This window comes from Scandinavium lactucae (genome assembly GCF_033843265.1).
GTDB lineage: Bacteria > Pseudomonadota > Gammaproteobacteria > Enterobacterales > Enterobacteriaceae > Scandinavium > Scandinavium lactucae.
The window spans coordinates 1-15,572 of record NZ_JAWXRD010000006.1; the positions used below are offsets into that span (position 1 = coordinate 1).

The 15,572-nt window shown below is 48.0% G+C and carries 19 protein-coding genes; all 19 read left to right on the top strand.

Going from position 1 to position 15,572, the window contains the following annotated elements:
* Positions 1–1,151, top strand: a 1,151-nt coding sequence (locus SIK69_RS06650) for a hypothetical protein (RefSeq protein ID WP_319785696.1), incomplete at its 5' end; no start/stop codon positions are given.
* A 31-nt stretch (positions 1,152–1,182) separates the two neighbouring features.
* A complete protein-coding gene (locus SIK69_RS06655) occupies positions 1,183–1,425 on the top strand; it encodes an acyl carrier protein (protein ID WP_319627593.1) in 243 nt (80 codons plus the stop codon).
* Between the two features lie 13 nt (positions 1,426–1,438).
* Complete coding sequence (locus tag SIK69_RS06660; RefSeq protein ID WP_319627592.1) at positions 1,439–1,813, top strand: hypothetical protein; 375 nt, start codon at positions 1,439–1,441, stop codon at positions 1,811–1,813.
* Between the two features lie 214 nt (positions 1,814–2,027).
* Complete coding sequence (locus tag SIK69_RS06665; RefSeq protein WP_319627591.1) at positions 2,028–3,245, top strand: PrgH/EprH family type III secretion apparatus protein; 1,218 nt, start codon at positions 2,028–2,030, stop codon at positions 3,243–3,245.
* A gap of 1 nt (position 3,246) precedes the next feature.
* Complete coding sequence (locus SIK69_RS06670) at positions 3,247–3,510, top strand: type III secretion system needle complex protein (protein WP_319627590.1); 264 nt, start codon at positions 3,247–3,249, stop codon at positions 3,508–3,510.
* A gap of 15 nt (positions 3,511–3,525) precedes the next feature.
* A complete protein-coding gene (gene sctI / locus SIK69_RS06675; RefSeq protein WP_319627589.1) occupies positions 3,526–3,828 on the top strand; it encodes a type III secretion system inner rod subunit SctI in 303 nt (100 codons plus the stop codon).
* A gap of 2 nt (positions 3,829–3,830) precedes the next feature.
* Positions 3,831–4,703, top strand: a complete 873-nt coding sequence (locus SIK69_RS06680) for an EscJ/YscJ/HrcJ family type III secretion inner membrane ring protein (protein ID WP_319627588.1) — start codon at positions 3,831–3,833, stop codon at positions 4,701–4,703.
* Positions 4,693–5,232, top strand: coding sequence for an OrgA/MxiK family T3SS sorting platform protein (locus SIK69_RS06685; RefSeq protein ID WP_319627587.1), 540 nt, complete (start codon positions 4,693–4,695; stop codon positions 5,230–5,232). The genes SIK69_RS06680 and SIK69_RS06685 overlap by 11 nt, the downstream gene beginning before the upstream one ends.
* Positions 5,213–5,926, top strand: coding sequence for a hypothetical protein (locus SIK69_RS06690; protein ID WP_319627586.1), 714 nt, complete (start codon positions 5,213–5,215; stop codon positions 5,924–5,926). The genes SIK69_RS06685 and SIK69_RS06690 overlap by 20 nt, the downstream gene beginning before the upstream one ends.
* Positions 5,913–6,113 carry a hypothetical protein gene (locus tag SIK69_RS06695; protein ID WP_319627585.1) on the top strand — a complete coding sequence of 67 codons (201 nt, stop codon included), beginning with the start codon at positions 5,913–5,915 and terminating at the stop codon, positions 6,111–6,113. The genes SIK69_RS06690 and SIK69_RS06695 overlap by 14 nt, the downstream gene beginning before the upstream one ends.
* Positions 6,094–6,678: a hypothetical protein gene (locus SIK69_RS06700; protein WP_319627584.1), complete on the top strand. Its 585-nt coding sequence runs from the start codon at positions 6,094–6,096 to the stop codon at positions 6,676–6,678. Before SIK69_RS06695 ends, SIK69_RS06700 begins: the two co-directional genes overlap by 20 nt.
* 239 nt (positions 6,679–6,917) lie before the next feature.
* Positions 6,918–8,465: a winged helix-turn-helix domain-containing protein gene (locus tag SIK69_RS06705; protein WP_319627583.1), complete on the top strand. Its 1,548-nt coding sequence runs from the start codon at positions 6,918–6,920 to the stop codon at positions 8,463–8,465.
* Between the two features lie 953 nt (positions 8,466–9,418).
* Positions 9,419–9,952 (top strand): fimbrial protein, encoded by a 534-nt coding sequence (locus tag SIK69_RS06710; protein ID WP_319627582.1) that lies wholly within the window; start codon positions 9,419–9,421, stop codon positions 9,950–9,952.
* A 52-nt stretch (positions 9,953–10,004) separates the two neighbouring features.
* On the top strand, positions 10,005–10,562 hold the full coding sequence (locus SIK69_RS06715) for a fimbrial protein (RefSeq protein WP_319627581.1): 558 nt from the start codon (positions 10,005–10,007) through the stop codon (positions 10,560–10,562).
* Positions 10,562–13,060: an outer membrane usher protein gene (locus SIK69_RS06720; protein ID WP_319785697.1), complete on the top strand. Its 2,499-nt coding sequence runs from the start codon at positions 10,562–10,564 to the stop codon at positions 13,058–13,060. Before SIK69_RS06715 ends, SIK69_RS06720 begins: the two co-directional genes overlap by 1 nt.
* Before the next feature lie 81 nt (positions 13,061–13,141).
* Positions 13,142–13,894, top strand: coding sequence for a fimbria/pilus periplasmic chaperone (locus tag SIK69_RS06725; RefSeq protein WP_319627579.1), 753 nt, complete (start codon positions 13,142–13,144; stop codon positions 13,892–13,894).
* A 5-nt stretch (positions 13,895–13,899) separates the two neighbouring features.
* A complete protein-coding gene (locus SIK69_RS06730) occupies positions 13,900–14,532 on the top strand; it encodes a fimbrial protein (protein ID WP_319785698.1) in 633 nt (210 codons plus the stop codon).
* A gap of 10 nt (positions 14,533–14,542) precedes the next feature.
* Positions 14,543–15,040, top strand: coding sequence for a fimbrial protein (locus tag SIK69_RS06735; RefSeq protein ID WP_319785699.1), 498 nt, complete (start codon positions 14,543–14,545; stop codon positions 15,038–15,040).
* Positions 15,041–15,062: 22 nt separating this feature from the next.
* Complete coding sequence (locus tag SIK69_RS06740) at positions 15,063–15,566, top strand: fimbrial protein (RefSeq protein WP_319785700.1); 504 nt, start codon at positions 15,063–15,065, stop codon at positions 15,564–15,566.
* Positions 15,567–15,572 lie beyond the last annotated feature (6 nt).

Sequence of the window (15,572 nt, forward strand, 5' to 3'; positions counted from 1 at the left end):
AAGATACTCAACGCCGTGAGGTGGAAAACATCTTTGAAAGGTCAGTTCAGCAGACGCCTGATCTTTCTGAGCGGCATACTCAGACAACATCAGCCGCCGGGTCCCCGGGGTCGGCGTATATCGGCGGGCCGGGCTCCTCAAGCGCACGCACGAATCCGGCAGAGTCCCGCCGCACGGCGCTGAACAACCAGGGGACGCCGTTCCAGGGGCTGAACCGCGGCCAGACGGAAGGCACGCAAGATACTCAACGCCGTGAGGTGAATAAGGTCTTTGAAAGGTCAGTTCAGCAGACGCCTGATCTTTCTGAGCGGCATATCCAGACAACATCAGCCGCCGGGTCCCCGGGGTCGGCGTATATCGGCGGGCCGGGATCCTCGAGCGCACGCACGAATCCGGCAGAGTCCCGCCGCACGGCGCTGAACAGCCAGGGGACGCCGTTCCAGGGGCTGAACCGCGGCCAGACGGAAGGCACGCAAGATACTCAACGCCGTGAAGTGAATAAAGTCTCTGAAAGGTCAGTTCAGCAGACGTCCCATCTTTCTGAGCGGCATATTCAGACAACATCAGTCGCCGGGTCCCCGGGGTCGGCGTATATCGGCGGGCCGGGCTCCTCGAGCGCACGCACGAATCCGGCAGAGTCCCGCCGCACGGCGCTGAACAGCCAGGGGACGCCGTTCCAGGGGCTGAACGGTGGACGGGCAAGAGGGACTGCGGGCGCTCCGGCGTCAACGGGCACCTCGGGCTTGCCGCGGGATGTCGGTACGAATACGACTGCTACCAAATCCCCACGCATGACTCCGGGCGGCACGGGGACACTGAACCATCAACGCTCGCAGCAGGACATGATTGGTGGACAGGCACGCCGCGCGACGGGTAATTCTGCACCATCGGGGGCTATGGACTCATCGTATATCGGCGGACCGGGCTCCTCCAGAGCACCCGCGAACCCGGCTGAAGCTCGTCGCTCCACTCAGGATGAACCTGGCATGCTCAATCGTCAGGGTACGCACTGGCAAGGCATGGATGGGAAACAGGCGAGCAAAGTGATCCCAGAGCAGACATACAAATCATCATCGTTTATAGGGAGTCGCGGTTCATCGCAGGCGACACCGGATTTCAGCGGTGTTTCAAAATCCACGGTGAAAAAATAGTTCGCTGTGTGCCATTTTGAAAGAGGAAGTTATGAAAATAGAACAAGATGTTGTAGGTACCGTGAACAATATTATTGCGCAAGCATTATGTTGTGATATTGAACAGGTCACTAAAGATAAAGATATGTACTACGATCTTTTGGCCGACTCATTGACAATGCTTGATATTTTTATTGCACTGGAGCAGACGTATTCGATTGCTTATACTGAAGACGATATAACCAAAGTAGAACGTGTGGAAGATTTATACCGTTTTGTCGAAGTTCACATTTAATGAGGAGTGGTTGATGAAAATCAATACAGCTATCTCTGTGGACTATCTCTATCAAAACTCAGGTCCTCTTTTCTCGTATCCTTCTCGGTATTTTCTGACGCAATTAGAGGGTGTAAGGGGAGGGATCCCAACGAATATGTTCAGGAAGAATGTGTGTGATTATCAAAATCTGGTGAATTATAAGATAGATGATGATGATCTTACTGATGAGCATATTTTTTCTCCGTTACGTAAAGCAAAGTCATTGCACATAGTATCGTTAATCCGGTTAGTTTCCGGTGTGGAAGGCCAACTTCTGGCCTATTTTGTGCCTTTCCAGTCTGGAAAACGCACAATCTTTAAAGTACGCCATCGTGGTTACACTGTCAGAAGGTGTAAAAATATCTAAAGTCGCTTTACAATTAGATTCGTAAGCGTAGTTAAAAGGCACTATGGATTTTCCTCCTAGTGCCTTTTTTATGGAAAAATGATCTTATTTATCGTTATTTGATTATGTTTCCATCACAATTGAATCATGATGTTTATCGTGCCTCATAGTACTATTGCGACATGATTGATGGGCTCGCTGTCTATCATTTATCACAGGATCATAAAAACTTATTATGCTGGAAAAAAAACAAAACGATATTTCTGCGCGAAAAGTCGTAATTCGTTTGATTAATGGTTCGCTACGCGGCTGTGAGTTCACACTTACGGCGGGGAGAACCATATTCATCGTCTGTCATGCAGATGATATTAAGCAGCAGCATCAGGGAACCATCACCCCGGATAACACGATTTACATCCCGTGTAGCGTGCCATCGCCAAATTTTGAAATTGTTGTACCAGAGGATAAAGATAAGCTTCTTGTTTTACATACACTTGACGCCGATGGCACGACTGAAAAAGAAATTTCTGCGAATAAACTGATTGCTATCGGTGAGCAGAAGATCTGCTGGAGGGATGCAAAGGATACTTTTTCCGACGATCTGTTGACGGATTATGTTCATCAACACTCCGAAGATGAGGCTGAGCAAAAAGATGATGCCAGGAATGCCACTGGCAAAAGCCCTTGGTGGAAACTGGCTGCGGCTTTAGTCATTATTGGCTGTGTTTCTGCTGCCGGATACTCTTATCTGAACGAAACGCAGCGTCAAATTACTTCAGTCGCTGAATTTTTAGATGATAAGGTAGGTGACTATCATATCATCTATGGCAAGGACAATATTATCTATATCCTCTCTGAAAGCGAAAGCGCGGCGCAATGGGCCGTTCAGAGTATGATTCGCACGCCTTCGCCGTACCGCACTAAGATCCTGACTACCGATAATGAAGAACAGCGAATCGGCAAATGGATAGAAAGCAACTGGCCGCAGGTCAAGATCCATCGTGTCAGGCTTGATGATCCCGAACACCCTATTATTGAGGTTAGCAAGGAGCGAACGAAACTGTCGCCAGCGGAAATGAAAAGGTTTACTGATTCGATAGCCAAAAATATTAATTATGCTACGGGTATCGCAGTTAATAGTATTTCAGATCAGCGCATTCGCCGCTTAGCCATCGATGGCCTTGAAAAATTATCGCTATCCTTTACGGAAGTGAAAAATAGCAACAGCGTGACGCTGGTTATTCGTGGAGCACTCGACGATGGCGAGTTTGAAAGATTAAAAATATTTATTACGCATTACTCTCAAATATGGAAAGGGGAGTATGTGCAATTTGCTATGGAGCTTAAAGATGATTGGCTCAAAGGCAAATCATATAAATACGGAGAGCGCGGCTATGTCAAGTTATCTCCAGGACATTGGTATTTTCCCCGGAACATAAAAAAGGAACTATGAAATGAGTAATATGAATTATGCAACATTTATCAACTGGGATGGTTTTTTATCTGAAATGTCCTCCTCGTTCGATGCTGGCGTGACTAACCTGAATATTCAACTGGACGAAGCATTAACAGAACTGACAGGCGATCCATCAAACCCTGAGCTGTTGGCAAAATACCAATCACGCTTATCAGAATATACACTTTATCGTAATGCGCAGTCCAACGTGGTTAAAGTATATAAAGATGTCGCTTCAGCAATTATTACTAACTTCCGTTAATATGAGATTAATGTTATGAGCATCATGGTTAATCCTATCGAGGCATTCGCTGGTCAATCAAAAGATATTTCAATGTCAGACCCAACATCTGTCACACTGGAAGCTCGGATGATTCAGGCCTATGCCAAAACGTCAACGACATTTGAAGCTGAACAAAATGATGTGATCAACCGATTGCAGCAATCGAAAGTGACCTCGGATCCTGCAGAGTTATTCAGGTTACAGCAGCGCACATCGGATTATAACCTGCAAGTTTCTATGATCAGTACCTTAACTCGCAAAGGCGTCAGCGCGGTTGAAACACTACTACGTTCCTGATAATGAAAAAATCATATTTATTTTTGCCATTAACAGTGTTGCTTCTTACGGGCTGTAAAGAAGAGCAATTACTCAAAGGCCTTGAGCAAAATCAGGCTAATGAGGTTATTGCTTTGTTACAGCGGAATAATATTATGGCGGCGAAAATCAGCACGGCTAAAGAGGGTTTTACCGTTTCTGTTAATGCTCGGGATTTTGCCGCTGCCGTTGATCTCATGACTATGTATGGTCTGCCCAGACCACCGGATATTGAAATCGCACAGATGTTTCCTGCTGATTCTCTTGTGTCGTCTCCACGAGCGGAAAAGGTCCGACTTTACTCTGGTATTGAGCAACGTCTGGCCCAGTCGCTGTTAGCTATTCGAGGGGTAGTCTCATCCCGGGTCCACGTTAGCTATGATATTGATGCAGGAGAAGGAAATAGCAGGAAAAAACCTATCCATTTATCGGCGCTGCTCAATTACGATAATCAGATCACTGATACCTCGCTTTTAGTTGGGGATGTGAAACGTTTTTTGAAAAACAGCTTCGAGGATGTGGAATACGATAACATTTCAGTCATTTTATCCAAGGTTAATAGCGTTCAGCGGATAGCGCCTGCCATTGCGTCCGAGCGCTCTCCATCGTGGATGTCCTGGTTATTTATCGTGGCCATGCTGGCAGTGAGCTTTGTATTAATTGCTGTGTTGATGTTCAAAAGGAAAGGTCATACGTTGGCTTCGGCTTTAAGTAAGCATTCCAGGCTCAATGGCAATAAAGGCCAGCATAAGGAAACTGGCGGAGAGCAGGCGGAAGTAAACCCCGACGTACAGAGCATCGGAGCGGTTTCAGAACAAAAATCTTCACAGGCTGAAGGGAAGGAAAATGTACGCTGAAGCACAGCGGATACTTTATGACCCCGTATCCTGGATTCATCCACATCGATTTCCGGCGATAGAGAATTTTTCTTCAGCAAGATGTCAATCTGTATTGAATGACATTCTTTTAGAGGAGTTTAAGTTATCGACTGATTGTGTCGATCTTAATAATAATCGTGAGCGTTATATTATTTCGCACTGGGCGCTTTTGCCCGGTGCGGCATTAATGGCTGCCTGCCATCGCCATCGGGCAAAACTGGCGCGCAGCGGTTTGATTGCAAAACTGGATAAGGTGACTCAGCAATTTGCTCTGTCGTGTCTTACTGAGTCAGAGAGTGATGGTCATGAGAGATTAACAGGCCCGGAATTAGCGCAGTTGGCCTGTCAGGAAGCAATGGCATTCAGTTGTTCATTATCGGTATCAATACGAGAAAGAATCCCATTACTTTTTTCATCCTCACCGACGAATTCGGATAAGGAAGTTTATAATGAAAGTGATGAACTGCTATTAAGGATGGCTATTCAGCATGCAAAACGAGCCCCATGATATTATTTTTCAGAATGTTGCCGAAGGTGTCTTGTTGCCTGCAGCTAGATTATCGTTGATAAAGCGGTCACATGACATTATTGCGCAGGCAAAAAAAAATGCCAGCAGGATAATTAAAGAGGCAGAAGCAGAATGCGAGCAAATCCGCTGTGAATCATACAGAGCTGGCTATGAGCAGGGGCTGATGATGTCGATCGGTTCGGTATGTCAATTCATTGACAATAGTGAAAAACATACTCAAGAAATGGAAGTAAAGATAAGAAATGATTTGAAAAATACTTTGTCTGATATTATCAGCGAAGATGATTTTAATGTAAAGGTGGTTGAGCATTGGGCCGAAGGACTCGATAAAAGTGATGAATCTTTACCTTTACATATCCTTATGCCTTATGCGAATCGAAAGCTTAAGGAGCGATTTTCACAGGCGATCAAACAAAAGTATGCCGGGAGCGTTATCTTTGAATACCACGATGAACCCCGGTTTGTTTTTAAATATAATAATCGACTGGCAGAGTTTTATCCTGACGAATTTGTCTATGCGACCGTTGATGCATTGACATCAAAATATACATTTGCTGAGCGAACGCGTGAAATATCTAATGAGGCCATCATGTATCTCCATGAACAGCTGAGCTTATTGTATCCGCCGTTACACGAAGACGATATTGAGGAAGCAACAGATGACAATAATTGATGCAATCAGTAGCAACAACCCTGGGTTGGTATCGCAAAATCACGTCGAGGAAATTAAAAGTCTCGATCAAACGATGAGTGAGTCGAAGACCGACCTGAATCTCGGTTTCCTGATGATGTATGAAGAGTGGAAACAAAGCATTCTCTTATCCGATGGAATTAATGAGGATGAAAATGCCGAATGGTAAATTGTTGTATATAAAATCCAGTCTTGCTGCTGGGGTTATTTTGTTGGGCGGCTGTCATTCATTCTCGCCGGATAAAAGACTAACAGCCAGCCATCAGCAAGAGGTTATTGGCCCGGAGTATCGATGCGTCAGCGGGGAGGGCAAACTCAATAATGTATTACCGGCGACACTGTATAAGAATATGAATGCGTGTATTGCCAGGGAATCATGGAGTGATGCGGTATATTTGTATGCTCTGGCTGGGAGTTCAACATGGTATGATGCTATTCAGGTAAATACGCAATTTGCGCGTTCCATGCACAGTCGGTTACTTAAAGAAACTATGGATGCTCTTGATAATACCCAACGAAATAATTTCTGGCGGCACATTCAGGTTACTATGTCAGATGTTACTCAAAAGACAACATTATGTGAAGCTCTCATTGCCTCAGGCGCACCAACTTATCGGCCTGATTATATGCTGCTATCTGCTTCCATGAACGTAGAGAGAAAACTTCCAATAGCGATGGGCTGGAAAAAGGCCGTTTATTCGTATGTGGGCTGTGGTAACGAAAAGTTACCTTGATAACTAATGTTCATAATAGTCCTGCCATTCTTGAATATTGGTGCATGTTTTATCATTAAGGCGCTTCTACTCTTTCTTTTATTATATGGGTATGTTAAAAATAACAGACATGACGAATTGAACAGTCCTTTTATCTGCTATGAAGTTCTTGCATAAACAAGAATCATTGTTTTTATCAACTCATTTAAAAGAAATTTTAGACTATATTGGGATTTATCTTCACAGTAAAAGGATTTTTTATGGATTCTATATGTTACAAATTTGAAGGGTATAAGTTTCGATATGGACGTCTCATCAACAATGAAATGAATGAAATTACGCTAGCGCCAAAGGAAAGCGCGGTGCTGAGGCTATTGCTGGAACGTGCGAATGAAATTGTGACCAAGGAGGATTTCGTTCAGCTAGTGTGGAAGGGGGGGATTGTTTCTGATGAGTCATTGACACGCTGCATTTACGTTCTGCGACGCATTTTGGGTCACTCTGATAGCAGGCGTTTTATTGAGACAGTATATGGCAAGGGTTATCGTTTTGTTGTTGATGTGCAGACAGTCGATGATGATTTTTCATACGATGATACTCCTGCGCCAGTGCTTCAACCCGATGCATCGGGCAACCCCAGCATTGCATTATTTCCATTTGAGATGGAGAATAATAAATTATCTATATCGCTACATGATATGCTGGTAGAAAGATTACAACGCATAATAATGGACAGTTCGGCATCAATGCATGTGATCTCTTCATTTGTTACGCGAGCTTATCGGGACTATAGCGATTTTCTATTAGCAATTGAAAAATCAAATGCCGATTATTACATTACTGGTGCAGAAGTCTATTCTGACGATAACTGTATTATCAGGCTAGAGTTAGTCAGAGCTTACGATCATTCTGTGCTGGGTCGTGAGGGGGTGACGCTGACGGGCGATCATCATCTTAATTTTCACGCTATTTTTAAGATGATCACCATCCTGCTCTCCGGGATTGGTGTCGCGATAAAAGATGTCAATATCACCACTCCCGTGCCCGAAATAGGCAGTGAAATAATAGCAGAAGAAAAACATCAGCATTACTCTACTCACACATTGAGAAATCATCTGGACCTTATCTGCGAGGAGAGGGGGCATCGAAAGGGATATGCTAATAATTTCCATGAGGCCATTGCTATCTACTTCTCAATTGCTAATCACGGAATTATAAAATATCCGTATTTACGCGATGAGATAAACCACATCTTTAAGAAGATGGCGGCCAGGGAGCCAAATAAAGCGATTGCTTTAGCGTTGCAGGCGGTACTCGAGGAAGGGGATACGGCAGCGGAAAAATTTAAACTCGGGCTGTTGCTGTACCCAGGTGTAGCGGAAGTCTATTACTATTACGCTTGTTTTCTGGCCACCAATGGCGACTATTATGATGCACTGCGGATGAATAATATTTCCATAGATCTCAACAAGAATTCATCTGCTGCAAAAATATTATCACTTATTATTTATTATCTCATGGGCGACTATTCTAAAGTTTTTGAAATTGGTGACAGGCTGTTATTAACTCGCTCCTGCTTTACATCTATTGTGAAAGGCATACTGGCTTTAATTTATGTCAGCAGAGGGGAACTAAAAAAAGCACAGAATTTTACCCATGCCTTTGAGAAAATAAAGAGTGAGTGTGATTTTATCGCCTACTGCTATGATGAGGTTCACTCCAGAGTCAAGGGTGATCACACAAGACATTTTCCTAATGCGGTAGAGAGAATGTCTCAAGAAAGCAAGTATGTTGCTTTTAACTTATGATAATACTTGTTCATCTAAGGTTATTGTGATGTTGTTTTTATAAGCGTGAATTTATAATTATGAATGATGATGAATGCCCTCTCCATATAATTTGCGATTAACCACGTGTTAGTTGTCGTTAGGCTTTATATGTCATATAAATCACACTGACAATGTATTTATTGGGTTAGAGGTTATTCATAATAACATTTAATGCATTTTTGATTGGCACCGTAAAAGAGAAAAAATTAAAATGTCAATTGATTCCATCTGCAATGTGTAATTGATGCTGTGCCGTTCCTACGGCTTCAATAATGATGAGCGCAAAAACACATACCTATACATAGTTTTAAACCACTAGACTCTCCTTCTGGCGGTAGTCGTCAGAAGGGGTTGTTGAGACCTTACCTATTGTAGTAACAGCGGTGTTTTAGCACGCCAGAGAGTATCTGAAGTTCTAAAGTGGGAAATACGTTGTATCCGCGGGGTTCACCACACGCGATAACTTCTCATTGGTGTTTTCGCTTCTGATGTGCACAATTAACCCGACAGCAGGATGTACTAACGAAGGTCTTACACATTCCCATATAAACTCACGGCGCTTATTCAGTTATGGATCAGACGTTATTTCTGTTTTACGTGCGCAATCACGCTAAAGGCCTCGGATTTTTGGATGAGATATCCGGACTATCTCGCTTACGATTTATTCAATGAATTTTAGAACAGCGGTGATCGATCCAATTTAATGCTGGCCAGAACTATGTTCAATACAAGCGAGCCTGACTTGCGGAAAACGTATTTCTTGCAAAAAACGCTTTTTAAAAATAGATATATATTCATGGTGTCGTTTTTTGAAAGTCGTGATTGTAAATATTAAATAGAATAAATCCTTATAACTTTATATGGATCGCTCACTCTTTGCGGATAAAGCAAGAGTTGGTGATATCTATTCACTTTTTCAGGAATGAACAAAGATGCAATTAACCAAATGGGCTTGGGCCATTGGCCTGACGACCACCGTACTCGCCGGTCACGTGCAGGCGGGAGACCAGGGTCACGGCAAGGTCACATTTACCGGAGCAATTATTGATGCCCCATGTTCAATCACCCCCGATTCCATTGAGCAAACCGTCGATCTTGGTGAAATTTCTAACAAAGCACTGATGAATGGGGGGAAATCACGTCCACGATCGTTTGATATCAAGTTGGAAAGCTGCGATCTCTCCGGCCTCACAGATAAAACGGTCACCATCACCTTCACCGGCTCAGAGTCCAGCGCTCTACCGGGCTACCTGGCGCTGGTTGGCACCGCCAAAGGCGCGGCAATCGCCATTACCAATGATGAAGGTACCAATATCCCGCTCGGGACACCGAGCTCGGCAACGAAAACCCAGCAGGGTGATAACACCCTGACCTATGCCGCTTATTTGCAGGGCAATGGTGCCTCTTCGTCGGTGGTGCCGGGCGACTTTACCTCGGTTGCTAACTTTACCCTGGCCTACCAGTAAGCCGTCTCTGGTCTTACGCATTTTCGGTACGGTTTTTATGTGCGGGGTATCTATGAAATGTAGTGCTTCATTTGTCACGCCTTTGCGGTTGCTGTGGCTAATGCTGCCTTTTCTCTCCGCGAGCGTACTGGCGACCGATGTTAGGGATCAGGGGCACGGAAAGGTCAGCATGCAGGGGGCAATTATCGATACGCCCTGCGCGATTAAGGTCGATAGCCGCGATCAGGTCATCGACCTTATCACGTTGCCGTTGGACCAAATTATCAGTACCGGTGTTGGGCCATCGAAGTCGTTCAGCATTCACCTTGTGAATTGCGCGCTGGAGCCGATGTTGCCCAATCATCCTGATTGGTCACATTTTCGCGTTACTTTCGATGGCGCTATCACCGATGGATCGCTGTTTGCTCTTGGTGGTGAGGCCCGTGGAATTGGCCTGGAAATTATGGATGCGGCGGGAAACCGCATGCAACCCGGTATCGCTTCTTCTGAGGGGCAGATACTGCCTGGCGCGATGCGCCTTGATTACAGTCTGCGTCTGGTGGGCAACCATCAAAAACTGCGGGCTGGGGCCTATCAGACGACGGTGCGTTTCAAACTGGATTATTTTTGATGAGGCGAGTTTTTAACTACTCAGGGATTGCGCTGCTGGTCGCGCTGGCTGTACAGGGCGCGCCGAGCTTGGGATATGCAGCGGAAGCTATCCAGTTCAATACAGACGTACTGGATGTTGGCGATCGGGCGAAAATCGATCTAAGCCAGTTTTCTCGCGCCGGATATATCATGCCGGGAAAGTACCATATGGTCGTGCGTCTGAATAAGACCGAGTTGCCTGAACAGCCGCTGAATTTTTTTGCGCCGGATGATGACCCAAAGGGCAGTGAGGTTTGTCTGACACCGGACTTGGTTGCACAGCTAGGACTTAAATCTTCTGTGCAGAACTCGCTGACGTGGTGGCATCACGATACCTGCCTACAGTTGGTCAGTTTGCCTGGGGCCAGTGTACGCGCCGATCTTGGCAGTAACACGCTCTACCTGAGCATTCCCCAGGCGTATCTGGAGTATACCGCCGAGAACTGGGATCCTCCGGGGAGCTGGGATGAAGGAATTGGTGGGGCGATTTTCGATTATAACCTGAACGGACAAGCCTCTCGTTATGCAGCGGGAAACCGTCGTGAGATGAAGTCGCTGACCGGTAATGGGACGACCGGCTTCAACCTCGGTGGCTGGCGGGTACGCGCCGACTGGCAGGGACGCTATAGCCATAGTGATGGAGCGTACAAAGACGAGCAGCGTGAATGGGCGTGGAGTCGATATTACGCATGGCGCTCTCTGCCCGCGCTTAAGGCGAAACTTATGCTAGGCGAAAACTATCTCAACTCAGGCCTGTTTGACAGTTTTCGCTATACGGGAAGCAGCCTGGAGTCGGATGACACTATGCTGCCGCCAAATCTCCGCGGCTATGCGCCGGAGGTGGTTGGCGTCGCCAGAACCAACGCCAAAGTCACCATCAGCCAGCAGGGACGCGTACTCCACGAAACCACCGTGGCGGCAGGGCCGTTTCGTATTCAGGATCTGAATACGGCGGTCTCAGGAACGCTGGATGTCGCCATACAGGAACAGGATGGCACCGTACGCCGTTTCCAGGTGGATACCGCCAATATTCCCTATCTGACACGACCGGGAATGGTGCGTTACAAGCTGGCGATGGGCAAACCGTCGGACTACCGCCACCACAGCCTGGGGCCGGGATTTGTGACGGGGGAATTTTCGTGGGGGGTGAACAACGGTTGGTCACTGTACGGCGGCAGCCTGCTGGCGGGGGAATATAACGCGCTGGCGGCGGGGATCGGACGGGACCTGCTAGCCTTGGGGGCGGTCTCATTTGATTTGACAGAGTCACGTGCCGTACTGCCGCACGCTGGCAGTAAAACCGGCGGCTCCTGGCGTCTTAGCTACTCTAAACACTTTGACGAATATGACAGCCAGGTCACCTTTGCGGGCTATCGATTTTCGCAGCGTAATTTTATGAACATGGCTGAGTTCCTCAACGCGCGTTATCACGGCATTGCGGGTAATAACAACAAGGAGCTTTACACCATTGCCTTCAATAAACAGTTTCGGCAGCTCGGGCTAAGTGCCTATATGAACTATAGCCATCAGACCTACTGGGACCGACCGGATAACGAAACCTACAATTTCTCGGTATCACGCTTTTTTGATGTCGGGCAATTGAAAAATCTGGGACTGAATTTATCGGCCTATCGCACCTACTTTAACCATACCCGTGACGATGGCGCTTACCTTAGCCTCTCCGTGCCGTGGGGAAATAGCGGAACCTTTAACGTCGATAGCCAGGCGGGAAGTTCTGGCAATGGCGCGACGGTAGGTTATTTCGACAGCATTGATCTGAACAACAGCTATCGACTTAAAGCCGGTGTTGCCCAGCAGGGCCGGGGAACCAGTAGCGCGTATTTTACCCATAAAGGTGACGTCGCGGAACTGTCCGTCAATACAACCTACGAACAGGGACACTACCGCTCATGGGGTGGCGCTATCCAGGGTGGGCTGACGGCGACGGCGCAAGGCGTGGCGATGCACCGGGTAAGCAGTATGGGCGGGACGCGCATGATGGTGGATACCGCAGGCATAGCCGGAGTACCCATCCGCGGCTACGGCGCGGGAACGCAGACGAACCGTTTTGGCAAAGCGGTGGTCGCGGATATCAGCAACGGCTATCGCAGCAGCGTTAGCGTGGATGTTAACGATCTAGCCGATGACGTTGAAGCCACGCGATCGGTAGTGCAGGGAACGCTAACGGAAGGGGCTATCGGCTATCGCCGTTTTGGCATGATCGCCGGACAAAAGGCCATGGTGCGATTGCGTCTTGCGGACGGTAGCGCCGTGCCATTTGGCGCGGTTGTGGTCAGCCACCACGAAAGTCAGGTGGGGATCGTTGACGATGATGGAATAGTGTGGCTAACGGGGATGGTAGCAGGAGACACCATGCGGGTGAGGTGGGATGGGCAAACGCAGTGCGCAATCATGCTGCCAAAACCTTTACCAACAGGTAGCCGTATTCTGCCGTTAACCTGCTCGCCGCAAATATAACACCTCAACTCTCCGCAGCCGTGGAGACAACAAGCGGCCCGGCATATTTTTCGGCGGGCCAATAACAGCGAGTATCTCAGTATGAAATATCATTTATTGCCCACGATGGCAGGCGCGGCTCTGAGCTGCGTACTGGTAAGCCACAGCTCTCAGGCTGCCGTTACGCTCGATCGCACGCGTGCGGTGTTTAATGGCGGAAACCAGTCAATGAGTTTGAACATCACCAATCAAAACAAAGCATTGCCTTATCTGGCACAGGCATGGATTGAAGATGAATCGGGGAATAAAGTCAGCGGGCCGATTGCGGCGTTACCGCCATTACAGCGAGTGGAATCATTGGCTAAAGGCCAGGTGAAGCTGCAGCTTACTGATGATGCGCAGTCGCTGCCGCAGGATAGAGAGTCAATTTTTTATTTTAACCTAAGGGAAATTCCGCCTAAGAGCAGCAAAGCGAATACCCTTCAGATAGCGCTGCAAACGCGAATCAAACTTTTCTATCGCCCCGCAGCGCTACAGCTCAATCGCGGTAACGCCCAGGACCTCTGGCAGAAAAAACTGGTTATAACCCGCCAGGGTGAGGGTTATCGCGTCAGTAATAGCAGTCCCTACTATGTGACGCTGGCCGCCGCTTACAACCAACCCGGCGGTAAACCTGTTTCGGGGTTCGATCCGGTGATGATTGCGCCTTTCAGCGAATCACCGCTCACCGTGAAGGCGGGCGCGCTCGGTGATAAACCGGTCTTGACCTGGATTAACGATTATGGCGGTCGGCCAAAGCTGATATTTAGCTGCCAGCATGATGTTTGCCGGGTAGTGGACAGTAAGGCCGGATAAGCGCCATGACGATGATTGAAACCATGAATGGCGCAGGATGCCGGATGGTGGTGCCGGGAAAAGGTATCGCGGCCTTGCTTATTGCCTGCGCTGTCGGCCTGCCGTCTGTGGCTTGCGCGGATCCGGACAAGTGGAACGTGGAAGGGGAACATGGCGAGCTGCACGTTTACGGCGAGTTCGTAGAGGGTGCCTGCCGCCTTGATATGGCCTCGCAAAATCAGGAGGTCACACTCGGGACGATCCCGACGCAGCTTCTGAGTAAGGTCGGTTCCCGTGGTGAGGGGGTAGCCTTCGTGATGCGTCTGCGTGACTGCGTTCATATCGGCGGCAATATGCTCGACCAGCGCACGGGCAATCACCTTTGGGACCGTTATCAGCCTATGGTCAGCGTGACGTTTATCGCCCCTGCGGATGTGGATACGCCTGAGCTTGTTAAGGTGGAGGGTATCACCGGAATGGGGCTGCGTATGACCGATAGCGCGGGTCGCGATATTCGTCTTGGGCAACGCGGTGCGCCACAATTTGCTGCCCCGGGTAACGATGCGTTGATCTATCGCGTTCAGCCAGAAAGGACGGCGCAGGCGCTGACGTCGGGCGAATGGCGCGCAACGGTGGGTTTCGAACTGAATTATGACTAAGGAACGCTTTATGAAGTCCCTGACCCACAGCGCGGCCGCGCTGATGCTGCTGGTGGCCGAGAACGCGGCTGCCGGACCGGGATCCAGCAATGTGAATATCAATCTGACCGGCGAGGTCATTGCTACCGCATCCTGCAGTTTCTCAAATGGCGATCCCATTAAGGTCGAATTCGGCGATGTTTATATCAATGAGATCGTTGGTACGACCTATCGCCAGATGATCCCCTATCAGGTGAATTGTAAGGGTGACCCGGATGGTAAAACCTTGCAGATGCAGGTTTCTGGTACCTCTTCGGGCGGTGATAACAGCAAGCTAAAAACGGATGCCAGCGGCCTGACGATAAAGTTGCAAAATGGCAGCGCGACGCTCCCACTTAACCAATGGTTTGACTTTAATAATGCCAGTCCACCTTCGTTGTATGCGGTGCTGGAAAAACAAAACGGTGCCCGGTTTCAGGATGGTCAAGCGTTTAACGCAACGGCAACCCTGAAAGTGGCCTATAACTGAGGCGAACAGGATGAACAACTCCATGATTAGTCGACAGTCTCTGAGCGTTGCACTTTTTGTACTGGCCCTGTGCAGCGCAGGGCCAGCTCTCGCTGTGGCAACTGGAGACAGCCGGGATATCGCATTTCATGGCACCTTGAAAATTCACCCCTGTCATATCAACAACGACCGTGACCTGAGTATTCATTTCGATAATGTTGGCATCCATAAGGTGGACGGGCAGCGTTACAAACAGACTATTGGTTATCAGCTGGTTTGCGATGATATCGACCCGAGCTGGCGTTTGACCATGATAGTGAAAGGCAGCGCCGCCTCATTTGACGCCAGTGCGCTGAGTACCAATGCCACAGGGCTGGGGATCCAAATTCGCCAGAATGGCCAACCATTTGAGATCAACAAAGCGCTGGATATCACCTATCAGAATCCGCCCACGCTCGAAGCGGTGCCGGTAAAAGATCCCAACGTCAGCGAGCTGAGTGAAGGCGCGTTCAGCGCAACCGCAACCCTGCTAGCGGAATATCTATAAGGAGAG